This window comes from Chitinophaga sancti (genome assembly GCF_034087045.1).
Classification (GTDB): Bacteria; Bacteroidota; Bacteroidia; order Chitinophagales; family Chitinophagaceae; genus Chitinophaga; species Chitinophaga sancti_B.
Map to the genome: position 1 here is coordinate 1077013 of NZ_CP139247.1, position 19505 is coordinate 1096517.

General features: G+C 45.4%; 16 protein-coding genes. 7 read left to right on the forward strand and 9 right to left on the reverse strand.

Annotated features, from left to right (window positions below; all coding sequences use genetic code 11):
• Positions 1 to 93: 93 nt before the first annotated feature.
• From SIO70_RS04410 to gcvT, 3 genes are read right to left on the reverse strand one after another with little or no spacing between them, the layout of a single operon-like run.
• Positions 94 to 825 (reverse strand): 2-phosphosulfolactate phosphatase, encoded by a 732-nt coding sequence (locus tag SIO70_RS04410; RefSeq protein WP_320579764.1) that lies wholly within the window; start codon positions 823 to 825, stop codon positions 94 to 96.
• 2 nt (positions 826 to 827) lie between these two features.
• A complete protein-coding gene (locus tag SIO70_RS04415) occupies positions 828 to 1301 on the reverse strand; it encodes an SRPBCC family protein (protein ID WP_320579765.1) in 474 nt (157 codons plus the stop codon).
• 25 nt (positions 1302 to 1326) lie between these two features.
• Positions 1327 to 2415: a glycine cleavage system aminomethyltransferase GcvT gene (gene gcvT, locus SIO70_RS04420; protein ID WP_320579766.1), complete on the reverse strand. Its 1089-nt coding sequence runs from the start codon at positions 2413 to 2415 to the stop codon at positions 1327 to 1329.
• Between the two features lie 292 nt (positions 2416 to 2707).
• Between gcvT and SIO70_RS04425 the strand changes: the two genes are divergently transcribed.
• From SIO70_RS04425 to SIO70_RS04450, 6 genes are all read left to right on the forward strand, one after another.
• On the forward strand, positions 2708 to 4321 hold the full coding sequence (locus SIO70_RS04425; RefSeq protein WP_320579767.1) for a M20/M25/M40 family metallo-hydrolase: 1614 nt from the start codon (positions 2708 to 2710) through the stop codon (positions 4319 to 4321).
• A gap of 113 nt (positions 4322 to 4434) precedes the next feature.
• Positions 4435 to 4836, forward strand: coding sequence for a hypothetical protein (locus tag SIO70_RS04430; protein ID WP_320579768.1), 402 nt, complete (start codon positions 4435 to 4437; stop codon positions 4834 to 4836).
• Positions 4837 to 4850: 14 nt separating this feature from the next.
• A complete protein-coding gene (locus SIO70_RS04435) occupies positions 4851 to 5537 on the forward strand; it encodes an NUDIX hydrolase (protein ID WP_083722004.1) in 687 nt (228 codons plus the stop codon).
• A 172-nt stretch (positions 5538 to 5709) separates the two neighbouring features.
• Positions 5710 to 6621, forward strand: coding sequence for an NUDIX domain-containing protein (locus tag SIO70_RS04440; RefSeq protein ID WP_083722003.1), 912 nt, complete (start codon positions 5710 to 5712; stop codon positions 6619 to 6621).
• An 11-nt stretch (positions 6622 to 6632) separates the two neighbouring features.
• Entirely contained in the window at positions 6633 to 8048 is a 1416-nt protein-coding gene (locus tag SIO70_RS04445) for a nicotinate phosphoribosyltransferase (protein ID WP_320579770.1), read from the forward strand.
• Positions 8049 to 8313: 265 nt separating this feature from the next.
• Complete coding sequence (locus SIO70_RS04450) at positions 8314 to 9897, forward strand: transferase (RefSeq protein WP_320579771.1); 1584 nt, start codon at positions 8314 to 8316, stop codon at positions 9895 to 9897.
• Between the two features lie 170 nt (positions 9898 to 10067).
• Here the strand turns inward: SIO70_RS04450 and SIO70_RS04455 are convergent, their stop codons facing one another.
• The 5 genes from SIO70_RS04455 to SIO70_RS04475 are packed head-to-tail and all read right to left on the reverse strand — an operon-like array spanning position 10068 to position 17033.
• A complete protein-coding gene (locus tag SIO70_RS04455; RefSeq protein ID WP_320579772.1) occupies positions 10068 to 13247 on the reverse strand; it encodes an efflux RND transporter permease subunit in 3180 nt (1059 codons plus the stop codon).
• A 30-nt stretch (positions 13248 to 13277) separates the two neighbouring features.
• The gene (locus SIO70_RS04460; protein ID WP_320579773.1) at positions 13278 to 14351 is read right to left on the reverse strand and encodes an efflux RND transporter periplasmic adaptor subunit; all 1074 of its coding nucleotides are present in this window, start codon (positions 14349 to 14351) and stop codon (positions 13278 to 13280) included.
• 37 nt (positions 14352 to 14388) lie between these two features.
• Positions 14389 to 15744 carry a TolC family protein gene (locus SIO70_RS04465; protein ID WP_320579774.1) on the reverse strand — a complete coding sequence of 452 codons (1356 nt, stop codon included), beginning with the start codon at positions 15742 to 15744 and terminating at the stop codon, positions 14389 to 14391.
• 43 nt (positions 15745 to 15787) lie between these two features.
• Positions 15788 to 16399, reverse strand: a complete 612-nt coding sequence (locus SIO70_RS04470) for a TetR/AcrR family transcriptional regulator (protein WP_320579775.1) — start codon at positions 16397 to 16399, stop codon at positions 15788 to 15790.
• 28 nt (positions 16400 to 16427) lie between these two features.
• Positions 16428 to 17033: a TetR/AcrR family transcriptional regulator gene (locus SIO70_RS04475; protein WP_320579776.1), complete on the reverse strand. Its 606-nt coding sequence runs from the start codon at positions 17031 to 17033 to the stop codon at positions 16428 to 16430.
• Positions 17034 to 17333: 300 nt separating this feature from the next.
• Here SIO70_RS04475 and SIO70_RS04480 point away from each other — a divergent pair, with 300 nt between their 5' ends.
• The gene (locus SIO70_RS04480; RefSeq protein WP_320579777.1) at positions 17334 to 17837 is read left to right on the forward strand and encodes a hypothetical protein; all 504 of its coding nucleotides are present in this window, start codon (positions 17334 to 17336) and stop codon (positions 17835 to 17837) included.
• A 151-nt stretch (positions 17838 to 17988) separates the two neighbouring features.
• Here the strand turns inward: SIO70_RS04480 and SIO70_RS04485 are convergent, their stop codons facing one another.
• On the reverse strand, positions 17989 to 19248 hold the full coding sequence (locus SIO70_RS04485) for a pyridoxal phosphate-dependent aminotransferase (protein ID WP_320579778.1): 1260 nt from the start codon (positions 19246 to 19248) through the stop codon (positions 17989 to 17991).
• Between the last annotated feature and the right edge of the window lie 257 nt (positions 19249 to 19505).

Here is a 19505-nt window from a genome sequence, read left to right on the forward strand (position 1 = left end):
AGACAAGGTCCCTGCAGACAAACCCCTGAACAGAAGAGGGTTTCAATAAAATGAATAGTCCCCGGCAAGGAAAATCGCCGGGGACTTTAAGATTTATTTTACAATTACCAACTCTCCATTTTTATAAAGCGGAAGCACATTTGCCCCGTCGGGAGTCAGGCAATACTGAATGTCTTTTTGCAGACCAAACTTCGCCAGACGCTTGTAATGCGATGCCTGGGTCATCATTTCCTGGATATTATCCTTGTTGGAGGTATACAGCATTTCAGCAGCCAGGGCAGCATCATCATTAATAATGAAGTGCTCCTTAATACGACTGATCACAGCACCGGCAAAGAGTGTATCTTCCAGGTTCACCTTATCCTTCCAGGCAGCGCAACCCAGTATCACGGGACGCTTTTGCGCAATCAGGTAATCGCACACCGCAGAGAGGTTAGGGAAAGAACCCGTAATGATCTGTTCCGCATCCTTAGCCATATGCAACAGCTTGGTGCCATTGGTAGTAGTGAGCACCAGTGTTTTGCCCCCGATAAACTCGCGGGTGTATTCAAAAGGTGAATTACCATGCTCCAGACCTTCAGCTACCCGGCCGTCTCTTTCACCGGCAGTGATAGCGCCCAGTTCGGCGCCGATATGGATACAATCCGGCACAGTGGCTACCGGTATTACCCTGTCAGCGCCATTGTACAGTGCTGTACAAATGGTGGATGTGGCTCTCAAAACATCGATAATCACTACAATACTACCTTTTATCTCATGCAGGTGCAGTAAAGCAGGCGATAAACATACTTCTAAAGATGGTAACTGTGTTTCTTCTTTGCTCATTATCAATCTAGTATTACTCTCCATTTTTCGCTCTCCGCGTAGTCCTTGATGACATCATTACGCATCTTCAGCAACTGCGTCATGTACTTGTTCAGATACAACTTCTCAAACCATCTGCCCAGACGCCCGTAAGGGGTGCCATATTCAAATACATCAATAGCAATCGTAGCATTCTCGATTTGCTTAAAATGATGTTCATGCTTCATGTAGGTAAAGTCTCCGTCTACCATCTCGTCACAGAAATACTCTTTAGGACGCATCTCTGTAATGCGGGTGGTCAGCTGTCTGATTTTACCCAAATGTTTAGCTTGCCAGGTCACTGTTTCGTCAGCTTCAATCAAACCGTTTACACGGCCTTTTATCGCGTCTTCCTGCAGGTGCGACATACTGCGCTTATGCAGGGTGATACTCCGGCTCAGGTCAAAAACCCTGTCCATTGGAGCACGAATTACAGTAGTTAGATGAATGGTAGGCATAGCGATATGGTTTTAAAAAGGTGTATTAGCTTAAGAACGGTACTTTCACCACCTTGGCTTTCAATAGCTTATCCCTTACAGCTACAAAGATCTCGGAATCCAGCGCGGCAAAAGGTGTTTGAACATAGCCCAGACCTACCGCTTTCTGCATAGAAGGCGATTGTGTACCAGAAGTAACGCGGCCTATGACCTGACCATTGGCATCCTTGATCTCATAGTCATGACGGGGAATGCCCTTGTCAACCATTTCAAAACCTACCAGTTTCTGTTTCAAACCGGCAGCCTTTTGCGCTTCAAAGATACTACGAGCCGTAAATTCTTTTGTAAATTTCGTGATCCATCCCAGCCCTGCTTCAAGCGGAGAAGTACTGTCGTCAATATCATTGCCATACAGACAGAAGCCCATTTCCAGTCGCAGGGTATCTCTTGCTCCCAGACCAATAGGTTTCAGACCTTTAGGACCACCCACCGCGAAGATGGCATCCCAGATCTTGTCTGCATTATCGTCTTTATCTTCAAAATAGATCTCAATACCACCAGCACCGGTATAACCTGTAGCACTGATGATCACATTGGACACACCAGCAAATTCACCTTTCGCGAAAGTGTAGTATTTCAGGTTTACAAGGTCTGTACTGGTCAGGGATTGCAGCATGCTCGTAGCGTTAGGACCCTGAATAGCCAGCAGACAGGTGCGGTCAGAAATGTTCTGCATGTCCACACCTTTTGTATTGAATTTGCTGATCCAGTTCCAGTCTTTTTCGATGTTGCTGGCATTTACCACCAGCATATATACCTTATTTTCCTCGATGCAGTACACCAGGAGGTCATCCACAATACCACCTTCTTCATTAGGCAGACAGCTATATTGTGCTTTTCCAGCCGTCAGTTTGGAGGCATCATTACTGGTTACCCGTTGAATCAGATCCAGCGCATGCTCCCCTTTTAACATGAACTCACCCATATGGCTGACGTCAAATACCCCGGCATTCGTGCGTACTGCCAAATGCTCATCATTGATACCAGTGTAAGAGATAGGCATGTTGTAACCTGCGAAGGCTGCCATCTTAGCGCCCAGCGCTATGTGTTTGTTTGTAAATGGTGTGTTCTTCATAATCTAATGATCGGTAATTGTTTTGGGTATGCTTATAGTTTAGTTTTTGTTTAAGCCCCGCAAAAATAGGTTGATTTTCCAAATTCGGCGAAATTGGACCAATAATTGCCTTTTCCGTCACAATAGTTATGCTGCAGCGACATAAATTTGAACCGGGAATCTAAACAACGTATAGGATATGAATGTTATTATCCCGCGGTGTATGATTTGCTAACCAACAACTTAGATACCGGGTTATCTCTTGCTTGGAATGACTATCGTCTCTTGATCTCTTTAAAATATGCATACAACTGTGAAGCACTCCATTTGGCTGCTGGCGCTAGTGCTGCCTTCTGCGCAACTGACCGCCCAAAAGAAAGCCGACCGTAAAACTCTGGGAAACCTACAGACCCACATTAGCTACCTGGCCAGCGACAAATTGGAAGGACGCCTCACGGGCAGTCCCGGTGAACAATTGGCAGCTAGCTACATTTCAGCACAAATGAAACAAGCCGGCCTGACTCCCAAAGGAGACAATGGCTACCTCCAGACCTTCCCTGTCAATGAAGGCAAAACCATCGGTCCTTCCAGCTCCCTGACAATCAATAACAACGCGCTCACCCCTGTTGAACAGTACATTCCATTGCCTTTCAGCGCCCAAAAGAGTGCAAAAGGCGATGTAATGCCAGCGGTAAATGAACCGGATAATATCTGGTTGCTCAATGTAAAAGACATTGAATCAGACCCACATACTGATCCCCTGGAAATCTACCACCAGGCAGCTGCAGAAGCAGCAAAAGCCGGAGCAACCGGGGTTGTTTTCTACAATGGCCCTGAAGCTGCTGCCGATGTACTTAAATGGTTGTCTAAAGAAACCACTCCGCTCACCATTCCGGTGATGTGGGTGACAGACGGTATCAGCAAAACCATGGAGCATGCTGAAGAAGTTCAGGTGAGTATGAATGTGGTCTTTGGCGCCAGTAAACGCACCGGCACCAATGTAATTGGTTTTTTGGACAATAAAGCACCTGCTACTATCATTATAGGTGCTCACTTTGACCACCTTGGCAAAGGAGAGGACCATAACTCCCTGACCCCCAATGATAAATCTATTCACAATGGCGCCGATGACAATGCCAGTGGTACAGCAGCGCTGATTGAACTGGCCCGCTTACTGAAAGGTGCGCATTTCAATAAATACAACTTCCTGTTCACCGCCTTCTCCGGGGAAGAACTAGGACTCTTTGGTTCCAAATATCTCGCAGATCATCCCCCTGTGCAGCTGGAATCGGTGGATTATATGATCAATATGGATATGATAGGCCGCCTGGATACATCCAAAGGTCTGCAGGTAGGAGGGGTAGGCACTTCTCCCGTATGGCCGGAGGTCCTGAAAGGAGTGGCGCCGGCAGGCCTAAAACTGACTTTCGATTCTTCAGGGACAGGACCTTCCGATCATACTTCTTTTTATCTGAAAAATATACCGGTGCTGTTTTTCTTCACCGGCTCCCATGCTGATTATCACAAACCTTCTGACGATGCGGACAGGATAAATTATAATGGTGAAGTAGTGGTGCTGAAGATGGTATATGATATCGTGGAAAAAACGAATGGCATGACCAAACTGGCATTTACCAAAACGAAGGATAAGCAGATGGGTACCAGTGCCCGCTTCTCTGTTACACTGGGTATTATGCCCGATTATACCTGGCAAAAGAATGGCGTACATGTAGATGCGGTCACAGAGGGAAAAACCGCATACAAAGCGGGTTTAGCTGTGAATGACATCATTATTAAGCTGGGTAACCATACTGTCGCCAACCTCGAAGATTACATGCAGGCCCTCGCCAGCTTCAAAAAAGGCGACAAGACAACTGTATGGGTAAAAAGAGGTGCACAGGAAAAGAAATTCGATATCCAATTCTAAACAGACCACAGAAGACGCATACGCACGCACAAAAAACGCTTTTGCCATACGGCAAAAGCGTTTTTTGTGCTATTTTTTCTAAATCCGGTATCTTGCAGCTTCAATATCGTGATATGAAGCCTGTTTTGTTGATATTTACGGTAGCCACCATCTTCTTTTCGTGTAATCAGTCGCGTAACGATAACCGGGATGCCTCAGCTTACGACGTCGTGACCGAGAAAAGCTATGTGCTACGCAATGCCCAACCAGTGAGTAGTGACTCCCTTACCAATATCGTCTTACTGCGTCAGGAAGAAATGGCCCGCATACTGGAAAGACATGGGTTCAAAAAACACCTCGTCACCAAAGACAGCCTCCTCTTCCGCCGTGCAAACGGATTGGAAGTTATGCTCGAACTACCGGCGCCTGAAGATGCCTGGCAGTCAAATACGATCATCGCATTTGACCCGCAGAAAAGCCCGCTGTTCATCAACCTGAAAAAAGATAGCACGCAGGTGACCAATTATATTAAATAACCCTCTTACATCATTTGGGACCTAGACAAGACATACGCCTTTGTGTTGATGCAGTTGTATTTGGTTACACTGCCAAAGGAAGCATTTCCGTATTGCTGATCAAGCGGACAATAGACCCTTTTATTCACGACTGGGCACTACCCGGTGGCTTCGTGCTGAATGGCGAAACACTGGAAGACGCCGTAACACGCGAACTGCTCACCGAAGCCGGTGTGCATATCAACTACCTGGAACAGCTGTATACCTTCGGCAGACCAGAACGCGATCCCCGTGGCAGGATTATTTCCATCGCCTTCTTCGGACTCGTCAATCCTACTAACTTCAAGCTGGCGGCCAGCTCAGATGCTGAAGATGCCCGCTGGTTCGATATAAAACATTTACCCGCATTGGCGTTTGACCACGGCGAAATCGTATCTACCGCTGTCAAAAGATTGCGTAACAAAATCCGGTACGAACCTATCGGCTTCGAATTGCTGGATAAGAAGTTTCCTATTTCTGACCTGGAAAAACTATATGAAACTGTTCTGGACCGCCCCATAGACAGACGTAACTTCCAGAAGAAAATGAATCACTTTGGGATATTAATGGAACATAATGAAAAACTAAAACATCCCTCCGCAGGCAGACCCGCCAAGTTGTACAGTTTCAATGAAGAACGGTATTTTCAATTGAAGCAGGAAGGAATTATGTTCGAAATCTAATGGATCATAAATGACATTCTTTATATCCCCCTACCTGTAAAAAAGGAGGGGGATTTTTTTATCATTGATAATCAATACGTAAACTATATTTGTGTACATTTCACCAAAAATATTTTGCGTATATAAAAGAACCCTTTTATATTTGTGTAGAAGTTACACAAAACACTGGTATATGACAACGCTAAAACCGACAGGAGTAATCATCGCCCGCTTTCAGACACCCAGCCTTCACGAAGGTCACCTGGAACTGATCCGGCAGGTAAAGCAAAAGCATAACCGCCTTATCATCGTACTCGGCGTAAGCCCGGTGAAAGGTAGCCGCAAGCATCCGCTGGATTATTATACCAGGGAAAGAATGATCAAACAACTCTTCTCCGATATTATCATCCTCCCGCTGAGCGATCAGGCCGATGATAAAGTATGGTCATCCAAACTGGATGAATTGCTTTCGACTAACTTCCCCCACGAATCATTCGTGCTGTACGGCAGCCGGGATAGTTTCATCCCTTACTACGGTGGCCGATATCCAACCAATGACCTGCCTCCTGTAAAGGACTACAATGCTACCGCCCTGCGCGAAGCAGTGTCTGACAAAGTGTTTGATACTGAAGAATTCAGAGCCGGCATTATCTACAATACATACAATCAGTTTCCGAAAGTATATCCAACCGTAGATATCGCCGTATTCAGACACAATCGCACAGAATTGTTACTGGGTCGCAAACCTGCCGAACATGCCTGGCGCCTGCCCGGTGGTTTCACAGATCCTGAAGATCAAAACTTTGATGCCGCCGCCCGCCGCGAATTGCAGGAAGAATGTGGTCAACTGGAAACCAGCCCTATGCAATACGAACTCTCCATGCAGATGGACGACTGGCGCTACCGCTCCGAAGTAGACAAGATCATTACGACCTTATTCAGTACTGACCTGATATTCGGAGAACCCATTGCTGCAGACGATATCGCCGCCCTGCGCTGGGTACCGGTTAACAAGCTCAGTGAAATGATCGCTAACGGTGACATCCAACCTGTACACATCCCATTACTGGAAAAACTTGCTGATAAATATTCTGCTAACGCCTAAATCAAAGAATCATGACAAAGGAAAACCTCATACTCTTAGCCGACGCCTATAAATACTCTCACCACAAACTGTACATACCCGGTACTGAATATATCTACTCCTACCTTGAAAGCCGGGGCGGCAAGTTCAACGAAACTGTATTCTACGGTCTCCAATACCTGCTCATGGAATACCTGCAAGGCGTAGTGATCACCAAAGAAAAAATTGACGAAGCAGAAATTGAATTGAATGAAGTATTTGGTCGCAACGATATATTCGATCGCACCAAATTTGAATATATCATCGAGCAACATGGCGGTCGCCTGCCAATAAGAATCAAAGCCGTTCCGGAAGGTACCGTCACCGCTACACACAATGTACTGATGACTATCGAAAACACCGATCCAAATTGCTTCTGGCTCACCAACTTCCTCGAAACACTGCTTATGCAGGTGTGGTACCCAAGTACCGTTGCTACCATGAGTCGTGAAATCAAAAAAGTCGTAAAGAAATATTACGATGAAACCGCCAGCCCCGCATCTTTCGCAGGTATCGACTTCGTGCTGAATGACTTCGGCTTCCGTGGCGCCAGCTCTGTAGAAAGCGCAGGATGGGGTGGTAGTGCACACCTGATCAACTTTGCAGGTAGCGATACCATCATCGGTTCTACATTTGCCAAAAGATATTACAAAGCACCTACCGCTCCCGGCCTCTCTATTCCTGCTACAGAACACTCTATCATGACCTTGTTAGGTGAACCGGGAGAAAAGGAGATCTTCAAACATGTTCTGGATAGTTTCCCAATCGGCACTATTGCCTGCGTATCTGATTCTTACAACATTATCAGAGCCTGTGAAGAATACTGGGGCACTGAATTGAAAGAACAGATCCTGCAAAGAGAAGGTACATTGGTGATCCGCCCTGATAGCGGCGATGCTGTTGCAACCCTGTTGAAAGTATTCGAAGTACTCACCGAAAAATTCGGCTATACGATCAATGAAAAAGGTTACAAAGTATTGCCTCCGCAGGTACGTGTCATCCAGGGTGATGGCATTAGCTATTCTTCTATCCCCACCATCTACGAAGCATTGAAGAATGCTGGTATCAGCGCCGAAAACCTGGTATTGGGTATGGGTGGAGCACTGTTACAAAGAGTGAACAGAGATACACAGGAATACGCTTTAAAATGCGCTTACGCAGTGGTAAATGGGAAGGGCATCAATGTACAGAAAAACCCTTTGGAACTGGATGCTAACGGTAACACCCGTGTATCTTTCAAGAAATCCAAATCCGGCAAACAGGTATTAGTAAAAAAAGATGGCGCCTTTGTCACCATCCCCGAAAGTGAGTCTGCCGGCCTTAAAGATGAATTGGTTACCGTGTTTGAAAATGGAGAAATAAAAACTTCATATACATTTAACGATATCAAGACCAGAGCACAGATCTGACCTTTCATCTATTGTTTGTCTCTTCATACGGCCTGCGGCAATTCCTGAAATGCCCGCCGCAGGCCTCGTCCCTAGCAAAAAGAAACGCTTCTATACAGAGCTGGTACAACATCGCACCTAAGCCGGCTTTACAAATAGTTATACTCCAGCATGGAGGCGTTACTGCAAAAAAAGCCGGCTGTTGACCTTCTTAACACCCTCTCTCTTGCCTGTGTAAGAGGGAGGGTGTCTTGTGTAAATACTCACTGTTTTGTAATTTCCCACCATGTTTTTACTAATTCCGGGTAGACATCACCTATTGTCAGACTTTCAGTTCAAGTACCTGCACAGATTATTGCAGAACCAACTGGAAGGAGAGCAGGATGTTCAGGGCCAGGCTATGCCAGCTTCCGCTATCACAGCGGTTATATTTGCCGTTACTTCCGCCAATCACCTGGGTACAAAGCGTAACCCGGTTCCTTTCTATCTCCGCTCCATGATCATCCAGGAGTTTTCCAGTTACCTGGATATCCCAGTGTTTGTATATGGAATAGACGATGTGGGCGAGATCAATGACTTTGCAGGCTATACCCTCAAGAGTATCCGTCATAGCAGCGAAGGATTACACCAGCTCACGCCGGAAAATACCGTGGTCATTTGCAGTACGCCGGTAAAGGATATGTACACTTCTCTTGGGTACAAAGTATTGCCTGCGGAACTGGATATCACCACCGGCAACCTGGAACATCCGTTGCCGTGGGACATTGTTCGCCTCATAGCCCAATCTCCGGACTGGCAAAAGGATAGAACGGTATTGGATCTCATCCATCCTGCCTCTTTCAAGATCTGGAAGCAGTACAAGATAGGGGAGAAGGTGCAGCACATTCTCAAAGATCCTATCATCGGAGCGGATGGTGACCTCACCGCTACCCGCGATTACAACGCCTATGTAAAACAAATGGACGACATTGCTGCCCTGAAATACCAGGAGACAGCTCCCTATATACAACCCGGCAACATCGGTGATATTGGCTGTGCAGCCGGATCATGGATCAAAATGGGCTGCGAAGATGATCGCCTCCATGAATGTGATTTCTATGGTATCGAAGTGTCCCGTCATCTCTTTGAAATATGCTACCAGCGTAAACACAATGGCGATTTCGCGAATCCATCCGTCTTCTTCTCCCAGAAGAATGCAGTGACTAGTCTTGTCTTCGATGCAAGTAGTATGAATACCATTCATACCTCTTCGCTTACCCACGAAATTGCCTCTTATGGCAGTGAGCAGGACCTGCGTGATTTCATCGCCAACCGTTACCAGGAGCTGGCTCCCGGTGGTGTATGGATCAACAGGGATGTGGTAGGGCCTGAGAACAAAGACGAAATTGTGTTACTCTGGCTGGATCATACAGATGGTGAAAACAAACTTCCTGCACAAGGTATCACCGACAATCAGGAACTGGCTGCTGCATTGGAGAAACTCTCTACCCGGGCTAAGTTCATTCGCTTTGCCCAGGATTTCCGCCACCAGGAAGATTATAAACTGGCTTATGAATGGGTCACCATCGGTGGGCAAACCTATTGCCGCCTGCGTATGCAGGATGCCTGTGAGTTCCTCTTTACAAAAGATTATACTGATAACTGGTTGAGTGAAATGCACGAAACCTTCTGTTTCTGGAGTTTTGCGGACTGGCAAAAAGAGCTGGAAACTGCCGGCTTCAGAGTAGACAGATTGTCTAAGCCATATAGGAATGAATGGATTGTAGAAAACAGGTTGGAAGGGAAAACAAAACTTTTCAGGCAGGAAGAAGATCTTTTACAGGAGATACCTTTTCCTGTATCACATATGCTGCTCTTAGCAAGAAAATAATTTAAGCCGGCCGCAGGCTATCAACAAGCCTCCGCAAAAAAATCGCTTTCGCCGAAGGTAAAAGCATTTTTGGGACTAAAAACAAAAAGGCCGGAGTACGACTACTCCGGCCACTTCTTAAACCTACAACTGTTACACTGTGTTTGTAACGTATCTTAAATATCTTTTTTCTAATTCAATGATGCCTCCTCAATCTCTGCTGCATAAGGCGCCACCAGTCTTTGTCTGATCAGTCGCTTTGCAGAAGGCTTATTCCATCCAAACCTGTCCATAAAACCATCCACAATCTTGTACACAACCGGTACTACAATCAATGTCAGGAACATAGAACTGATCAGGCCTCCAATGATCACCCACGCCAAACCATTCTTCGTTGCAGATACCCCACCCGTTGCCAACGCAATCGGCAACATACCAATCACCATCGCAATCGTCGTCATCAGGATCGGACGCAGACGCGCATTGTTCGCATGAATCAGCGCCTCATTCGTAGACTGACCCTGCTCTTTCATCTGGTTCGTAAAGTCCACAAGGATAATCGCGTTCTTCGCCACCAGGCCAATCAACATAATCATACCCAGGATGGTAAAGATGTTCAGCGTATTATTCGTCAGCGCCAGGGCCAGCAGGGCTCCAATAATCGCCAGCGGAATAGAGAACAACACCACGAATGGATAAATATAGTTGTCATACAGCGCCACCATGATCAGGTATACCATCACAATAGAGATCAGCAATGCCGCACCCATCGTACCAAATGAATCACCCTGATTCTCTGCATCACCCGCCCACAGGTAGCTTACACCCACCGGCTTGCGCAGTGGCTCAATCTTTTTGGCAAATTCTGCCTGCACCGTACCTGATGGCACACCAATCACCTGGGATTTTACAGATACTGATGTATTCTTATCTCTTCTCTCCAACTGGCTTGGACCAGAACCTTCAGAAACGGTAGCGAACTGAGATAATTTGACGAGTTGTCCTTTGTTATTTACAAACTGAATATTTGATACATCCGTCAGATTCTTCCTATCAAAATCATCAAAGCGGATATTGATATCATACTCATAATCCCCTTGTCTGAACTTAATCTTACTATCATCAGCAGTACCACTAAAAGCGGTTTGCATAGTACCACCCACATTTTCCAGTGTCAATCCCAACGCAGACATCTTATCACGATCCACCGCTACGTTGATTTCCGGGTTACCTTCTTCTACAGAGAGCTTTGCATCACTGGTACCATCTATTTTCTTCAACACTGCCATCGCCTCTTTTGCAAACACCATGGCACTATCCAGTTCGGAACCCATTACCACCAGTTCAATCGGTGCGGATTCCGCAGTACCCAGGATGCTCACATCCATGGTTTTTACTTTTACACCCGGCAGTATCTTACGTAACTCAACTTTCATTTGCGCCGCATAGATATCTGCACTTACCGCGCGCTCTTTAGCATCTACCATCATCACAGTGATCTCTGATTTATAGGCGGTAGACTGCGAAGTACCAAACCCATCCTCACTCGTCTGACCTACTGTCGTAATCAAACGGGTTACTTCTTTCTGTTTGGAGAGTAAAGCTTCCGCCTTGCGGGTAGCCTGATTACTCTGTTCTACAGATGCATCTTTTGGCATCTCTAACACTACGATAAACTGTCCGCGGTCACCTTTCGGGATAAATTCACCACCGATATAACCATTCACTACCAGGCTGAAAGAAGCTACCAGCAATACAATCGCTGCCAGAATCGTCCAGCGCTTATGGTTCAGCGCCCATTTCAATATACCTGTCATCCACTCTGTAAAGGATGTCAGCTGACGCTCAAACCACAGAATGAATTTCTCAAACCAGTTCTTACCTGTGATGTGTTCCAGCTTACCAAAGCGGGAAGATAACAGCGGCACGATCATGAAGGAAGACAATAAACTCAACATGGTAGAGATCATCACCACCACACAGAACTGACGCACAATCTGCGATACCATTTCATTCGTCAGAGAAATCGGCAGGAATACTACCACGATTACCAGGGTAATGGAAGTAACGGTAAAACCGATTTCTTTCACCCCGTCAAAGGCCGCTCTTACCCTGTTTTTACCCATCTCCATGTGACGGTATATATTCTCCAGCACCACGATCGCATCATCCACCAGGATGCCTACCACCAGCGATAAACCCAGCAGTGACATCAGGTTCAGAGAGAACCCCATCAGCTTCATTCCAATGAAGGTCGCTACCAATGATGCAGGAATAGAAATCATTACGAAGATCGCACTCCGAATACTGTGCAGGAACAACAGCATCACCGCAGCCACCAGCAGGATCGCGATTATCAGGTCATGAATCACGGAGTCAGCAGATTCCAGCGTAAAGTCGGAAGAGTCATTCGCAATAAATATCTTCAGGTGAAAAGATGCATAATCATGCTCAATCTCTGCAATCGCTTTCTTCATTTCCTCACTCACTGTTACAGCATTCGCATCAGATTGTTTCTGCACCATCAATGCAATCGCGCTTGTACCATCTACACGTGCTATGCGGTCTACGTCTTTCTGTGCATCCTGCACATCAGCAATATCTTTCAGTCTGATCTGTGTACCATCATCGCTTGTGCTGAGTACCAGGTTGCGCAACTGATCCACATCTTTATATTTACCAGCCAGGCGGATCAGGATCTGCTGATCGAGTGTCTTTACCTTACCGGTAGGGAAGTCGAGGTTCGCATTCGTTACTACAGAACGTACTGTATTGATGGACATTTTATAAGCTTCCAGCTTATGAGGGTCTACATTGATCTGTATCTCTCTTTCCTGACCACCAATCACTGAAACCTGGGCCACACCACCCAAACGGGACAGCAATGGCTGAATCTTTTTATCTACCAGGTCATAAAACTGCTTGCTATCCATATCAGCAGTAGCAGACAATGTCATGATAGGTAAGTCATCCAGGGAAAACTTAGTCAGTGATGGCGTCTTTGCATCAGAAGGCAGATCAGACAGTACAGCGTTTACTTTACGCTGTGCATCCTGCAGGGCAATATCTACATTCGCATCATTATTCAACTGTACACTTACAGTAGATAAGCTTTCGTTGGATTTGGAAATGATCTTTTTGATCTTCTCCATAGAAGCCACCGCATCCTCAATCTTCTTGGTGATTGTGCTTTCCACCTCTTTAGGCGAAGCACCGGGATATACGGTAGCAATAGTTACCACCGGTTGACTAAACTTAGGCAACAACTCGTAGTTGAGTGACTGATAACTCATCACCCCCAGCAAAGTAAGGATGGTGAATACCACGACTACGATAGTAGGCCGCTTGATGGATATTTCTGTAATCTTCATTATTTTCTTTTTTTACCCGGAATGTCCTGATTATCCTTTCGCCTGTTGTTGCACAGTTACCTTAGCACCATCTGTCAGGTTGATCTGACCGGCAGTGATCACCGTTTCACCTTCATTCAGTCCTTCCCTTATTTCTACCCTGTCACCGAAAATGCGGCCTGCTACTACTTTACGCAGTTTAGCTGTATTGTTATCAAATACATACACCTGGTTGCTGTTTACACCACCTACAAAAGAGGTGCGTGGAACCAGGATCATAGGCGCAGCATTTTTAATATCGAAATGAGCGGTACCAAACATACCGGCACGCAGTTGCTTGCCGCTGATGTTAGTTACTTCCATTTCTACAGGGTAGTTCAGGGTATTATCACCTTTGGCAGCGATGAAAGTGATTTTACCTTCATAGCTTACTTCAGGGAATACGTTGGTCGTTACATTTACTTTGTCGCCTTCTTTCAGGGTTACTACCTGTATTTCCGGTACGGATACAGCGAGTTTCAGACGGCTTACATCCACGATGTCGAACAGTTTGTTGCCAGGAGAGAGGTAAGCACCCTGTTCTACATATTTCTTATTGATGATGCCTGATATCGGCGCTTTAATATAAGTATCGCTCACACGGCGGGTAGCAGCGGTGTAGCGGGTTTGTGCCAGTTCATACTGAAGGGTGGCATCGTCCACTTGTTTCTTTGTCACACCACCTGTTTTAAAGGCAGCCTCATATCTTTCTTTATCTACACGCAGTTGTTCAAGATTTACTTTGGCTGATTGCAGATCAGTACCCAGGATCTCACCATCTACATAGGCCATCACCTGACCTTGTTTTACCACGCTACCTTCGTCTACCAGCAGTTTGGTAATACGGCCGGAAGTCTCCGCCAGGTAATCCAGTTCACGTACTGGTTCAAAGTTTCCGTTTGCGAGGAAACCCTGTGAAAAATCTTCTTTACTCACCTTTTCAGTCAGTACTGGTATCTCACCGGCGTTACTCTTTTTTACAAACTCAGTTTTGGCTTCGTTGGCTTTTTTATTGGCACCTAGTTTCCACATGATCAATACCACAGCGGCGATGGTCACTAAGCTCCAGATAATAATTTTTTTCATAAAGGTCCAGTATACAGTTTTAAAGAAGGTGATTTTGTTAGTTCAACAGGGATTTAAGATTCCCGTTGGATTTGATAATGTCCAGTTCAGCCAGTTTATATTGCAACAATGCTTCGTTGTAATTATTCTGTGCTTCTGTGAGCGAAGTTTCTGAGTCCAGCAGGTCAGTCAGGCTGGCCAGTCCCAGGTTGTAGTTGTTCTGGGTGGAGGTATACACCTCACTGGCCAGTTCTACGTTTTCCTTTTGTGCATGGATGGTGCTCAGGTTGTTCTGGGCCTGCAGTTTGGCATTTTCAAACTGTGTGTTCAGTGCCAGTGCAGTTTCTTCTTTCTGCTTGCTCAGTTCTTTCAGTGTCACATTTGCCTGGCTTACTCTTGAGCGACGTGCAAAACCGTCGAAGATAGGCACCTTCAGTGTCAGGCTTACAGAAGCCATATCGTACCAGCTGGAAGTAGAGCCCCCTGATTTGGATTTAAGAAAATCGAACTTATCGCTGATACCATTGTAAGAGTAGTTACCACCCAGCTGCAGGGTAGGGTAGAACTGCGCGATGTAAGCTTTCTTCTGATAGGTTTGCAGTTCTTCCTGCTTGCTCAGCAGTTTATATTCAATCCTGTTGTCCAGTGCCACGCCTCCGAAATCGGCTGCATTCGCTGTTTTGCTTTCGATCTCTTTGAAAGAGGTAGCCGGCAGTTCCAGCGGTGTGCTCATGGACATACCCATCTGCATTTTCAGCTGATTGGCCTGGATCAGGAATTGGTTTTGCGCATTGATGCGCTGTGTTTTATAGTTAGTAAGGTTTACACGCATTCTGTCCAGGTCTATTTTGCGGGCGAGGCCATTTTCAACCTGTGTGGCAGTAGTGTTTACCAGTTGTTGTAGTTTGTCAATATTTGCATCCAGTACAGTAGTTTTTTCACGGCTTACCAGTGCTGCATAGTAAAGGCTGGTTACGTTGTAGATCACAGTCTCTTCACTCTGCGCGGTTTGCATACGGTAGTATTCTTCACCTGCTTTTGCGGCTTTGAGACCGGTAAATACAGACTGGTTATATACTTCCTGTGTTAAAGAGCCTGATGCTACAAGGTTGTGCGTCACACCTGCGGTAAGCAGTACGGTTTTGCCTGGTTCACCGACAAATTCACCGGGAATAGGTAATACCTGTTTCTTGATATTGTTAGTATAACTTCCGTTGGCATTGACTTGCGGCAGTGCCTGACCTCTTACTTCACTGGTCTTGAACCTCCCCATATCTTCTTCAAGCCTGGTGCGGGCCAGGGCCTGATTGTTGGCGAGGGCATATTTCAGGCAGTCCTGTAAAGTCAATGCGGATTGCGCATAGGAAGCCCTGATCCCCGCCAGGAGGACAAGTGTAAACATGATCTTTTTCATCCGTATGTTTCTTTGAATTACTTTTTAGTTGGCGGATTCGGTTTTAATGAGTGATGCCGGTTGTAGATTCTTCGTGTATAGGTAAATATTGTGCTGCCAGTTTTCTTCCTTCAAGAGTAGCTACACCCAGAATAAAATGTTTCGTTAGTTGTTCCATTACTTCATGCATGTCGAACTGCATGACAGGGTATTGTTCAGGATCGAATACGGTTTCAAGCTGTAGCTGCCTCATACGGCTGATGATGTTCATATTCAGATCACTTCTGTACACCCCTTCTTCAATGCCACGCTGTAAATTCTCATTGATACCATGCAGTACACAATCCTTCTTAAATTCTTCGATTCGCTTCCAGATAGCCGGATGGTATTTCTGTATTTCGTACAGCATGACGGGGTTGATTGTTTTGCCCATCATCTCCATGTATTCCAGCTCTTTGATCAGCTCTTCAATGGCATTGGCGGAGTTTTGGCGAAAGTCCTGGAAATGCTCGATATGACTGTCAAGTACGAATTTCATGCCTTCCAGCACCAGGTCTTCCTTGTCTTCAAAATGCTCGTATACCGTCTTTTTAGAAACGCCGGTTTCTTTTGAAATGTCAAACATCGTTACGCTCTTGATGCCATACAAACGGAACATCCTCAGCGCTGTCTCCATTATCCTTTCTTTTACGCCCATGGTAACCTCATTGCTTTATGCCTTTAACAAAAATCTCGGTGAGTAACCGCTGTTTATCTATTACCTTTTCTACTTCTTCTGGTTCTATTTCCAATTTTGGATTGAAGCAATCCAATGCCGAAAAGCGCAATCCTTCTATAGCCTGACTATATAAGGTGGCCGTTTCGCTGATGTTTTTGATCTTAAAGTCGCCTGCTGCCACACCTTTTTCCATTACCCGGGTCATCATGGCCAGTTCTCTTTCCTTCATGATGGTCATAGCACGGATGGTCTCTGCACTATTATCATTCAGGATCTTGAACATTTCCAGGCGGCAGTACCTGAGTACAAACTGTCGTTTTATTTCGAGGAGGTTCGTAAGTATGCTGGCCGCAGGCAGATCTTTATCTGCTTCTGCTTCCTGCTCTGCCATAAAGAACTCCCCGATCCTTTCGAGCACGGCAAAGTGCAGACTCTTTTTGTCGGAAAAATAATAATATAAGGAAGCCTTTGAACAATGCAGATCGTCCGCAATCTCATTCATGGTAGTCTTGGAAGCAGTGTAATTAGAGAATCTCTTTAACGCTGCATCCACGATCTTATCCCGCATTTCGTCCTTGGTTTCTGCGATCATTAACTTTTTGACTTTTTTAGTTTCGAAGTCAAAAGTAGAAAAGTTTAATCAAATAGAGAAGAAAAGACGTCATTTAACAATTGATTAACTTTTCGAACTAAAAAGTCAAAAAGTTAGAATGGGGTCAACATAAATGTATTTCAATAAGTTATAAGTATTATAATATGCAATTTATCGTATGGGAGTGTTTATCAGTAGAATTTCAGGTTTAGCCGACACATTTCGACTATACATCTCAAAAAATGAAATTTATGCGCTATAGGCATTCCTTTTGCCTTTACATCAGCAAATACAATCTATATGAAAAAGTTTATTTTCCTTTTTGTAGCAGTGATCGGATTCACTGTAGCGAGTAAAGCCCAGGTAAATGTTTCTGTCAATATTGGCGCACAGCCAGCATGGGGTCCTACCGGGTATGACCACGTAGATTATTATTATCTGCCAGATATTGATTGCTATTATGACGTACCAAACAAGGTATATGTATATCCAAATGGTAATAGCTGGGTAAGAGCGAAACAATTGCCTGCCAAGTACCGTAACGTTGACCTGTACAACGCGCACAAGGTGGTGATCAATGGTGATAAAAGACCTTACCAGAATGCTGCCAAATACCGTCAGGAATATGGTGGATACAAGGGTAAACATGATCAGAGTCCTATTCGTGACAGCAAGGAAGAAAAATATTTCGAAAGCAAGGGTCATCCTCAGCACTCACAGTGGCAGAAGGATCATAAGAACAACGGTAAGAAAGGTAACAATCGTAACAACAGAGACGATCGTCAGGGTCCTGACCGTCACTAATCATTCGAAGGAAGGCCTTTTATCCCCCCTCAAAAAAATAGCTTCCGCCAGTGGTGGAAGCTATTTTTTTATAAAAAGAAAAGCCGTCCCACTGGGTGCAGGACGGCCTTCTGGATTGTAATGCTTGCCATTCAAAATATCTTCTGACAGCTTAGCTCAGTTTTTCGAGCGCCGCTTTCAGGGTAGCCAGCATAGCTGGGATTTCTTCTTTTACGCAGGTACCTACGCTCAGGCGATACCATGGAGATTGCTTGCTTGCACCGAATGCATAGAAAGGAACCAACCCCAGTTTCGCTTCGTTCAGCAGGTAAGAAGTTACCGCTGCCTGGTCTTCCAGTACGGTACCATCAGCAGTTTTCTTGCCTTTCAGATCGATTTTCAGGGTCAGGTAAATAGCAGCCTGAGGAGCAATTGCTTCTACAGAGTGACCTGCTTTTTTCAGTGCATCGAAACCTTCATAGATCTTTTCGAGTCTTTCTTCAACTTCAGCTTTGAAGCTTTTCAGGTAAGTATTTACCTCTCCTTTACGACGCAGGTAGCGGGCAGCAGCATGTTGTTCTGCCATAGGGCTCCATGCACCTACGTGAGACAGGATGGCTTTCATCTTGCCTATTACATGTGCAGGGCCCAGCGCCCAACCGACTCTAACACCGGTAGCGGCAAAAGCCTTACTCATACCATCGATGAAGATAGTGTAATCTCTCAGTTCAGGACGCAGACCAACAGGGGTGTGGTGGTGAGTCTGACCGAAAGTGAGCACCCAGTACATCTGATCGAACAGTATATACAATGGTTTCTCGTCAGCGCCGCGGCTCTTGTTTTCAGCAATTACCAGGTCGCAGATCTCTTCCAGCTGTTGCTTGCCAAAAGCGGTACCGGTTGGGTTCTGCGGAGAGCAGAGCGCCAGCAGGGTAGCACCTTTCAGCAACGGTTTCAGTTCAGCTGCAGTCGGCATGAAGTCGTTTTCTGGTTTAGTTTCCAGTACTACGTGTTCAGCCTCCAGGAAGTGGGTATAATGGTTGTTGTTCCAGGATGGAGTAGCATAAACTACCTTCTCACCCCGGTCCAGGATTGTTCTGAAAGTGGCATAAATGATAGGACGACCTCCACATGAAATCACGATCTCTTTGGTAGGATCGTAGGTCAGCTGCTCATGTTCGGCAATGAACTCGCTTACTGCCTTTCTCAGTTCCAGGATACCATCTGCCGGTGGGTAGTTGGTTAATCCTTCCTTGTAGGCAGTAATAATCTCTTGCTCAAACTCAGCCGGAATGGGGAATACTTTGGGGTCAAAATCCCCAATCGTAAAATTGTAGATTTTCTCACCCTTGGCCTGCTTCTCCTTTATCTCACCGGCCAGCTTAATAATTTCAGACCCGATCAACGTTTCGGCTAAATGAGACAGTTTCATAACCCAAAAGATTTTTTAGTGTTTAATAGATTTTTTGCGCCCGCAAAGCTAACGGATATGCAACTCATTTAAAACAAATGGTTGATTTTTTTACAACATTCCAAATTTGAACGGTTATTTTTAATTTAATTCAATAAATCTGCCATTTTATGGCATTTTATCTAACATAACATTTTGTTATAATGTAGCCTGGTTTATAGGAGAGTACACATTGACATAGGTCTTTTCCACATACCCATGCAGGTTTCATGTGGAAA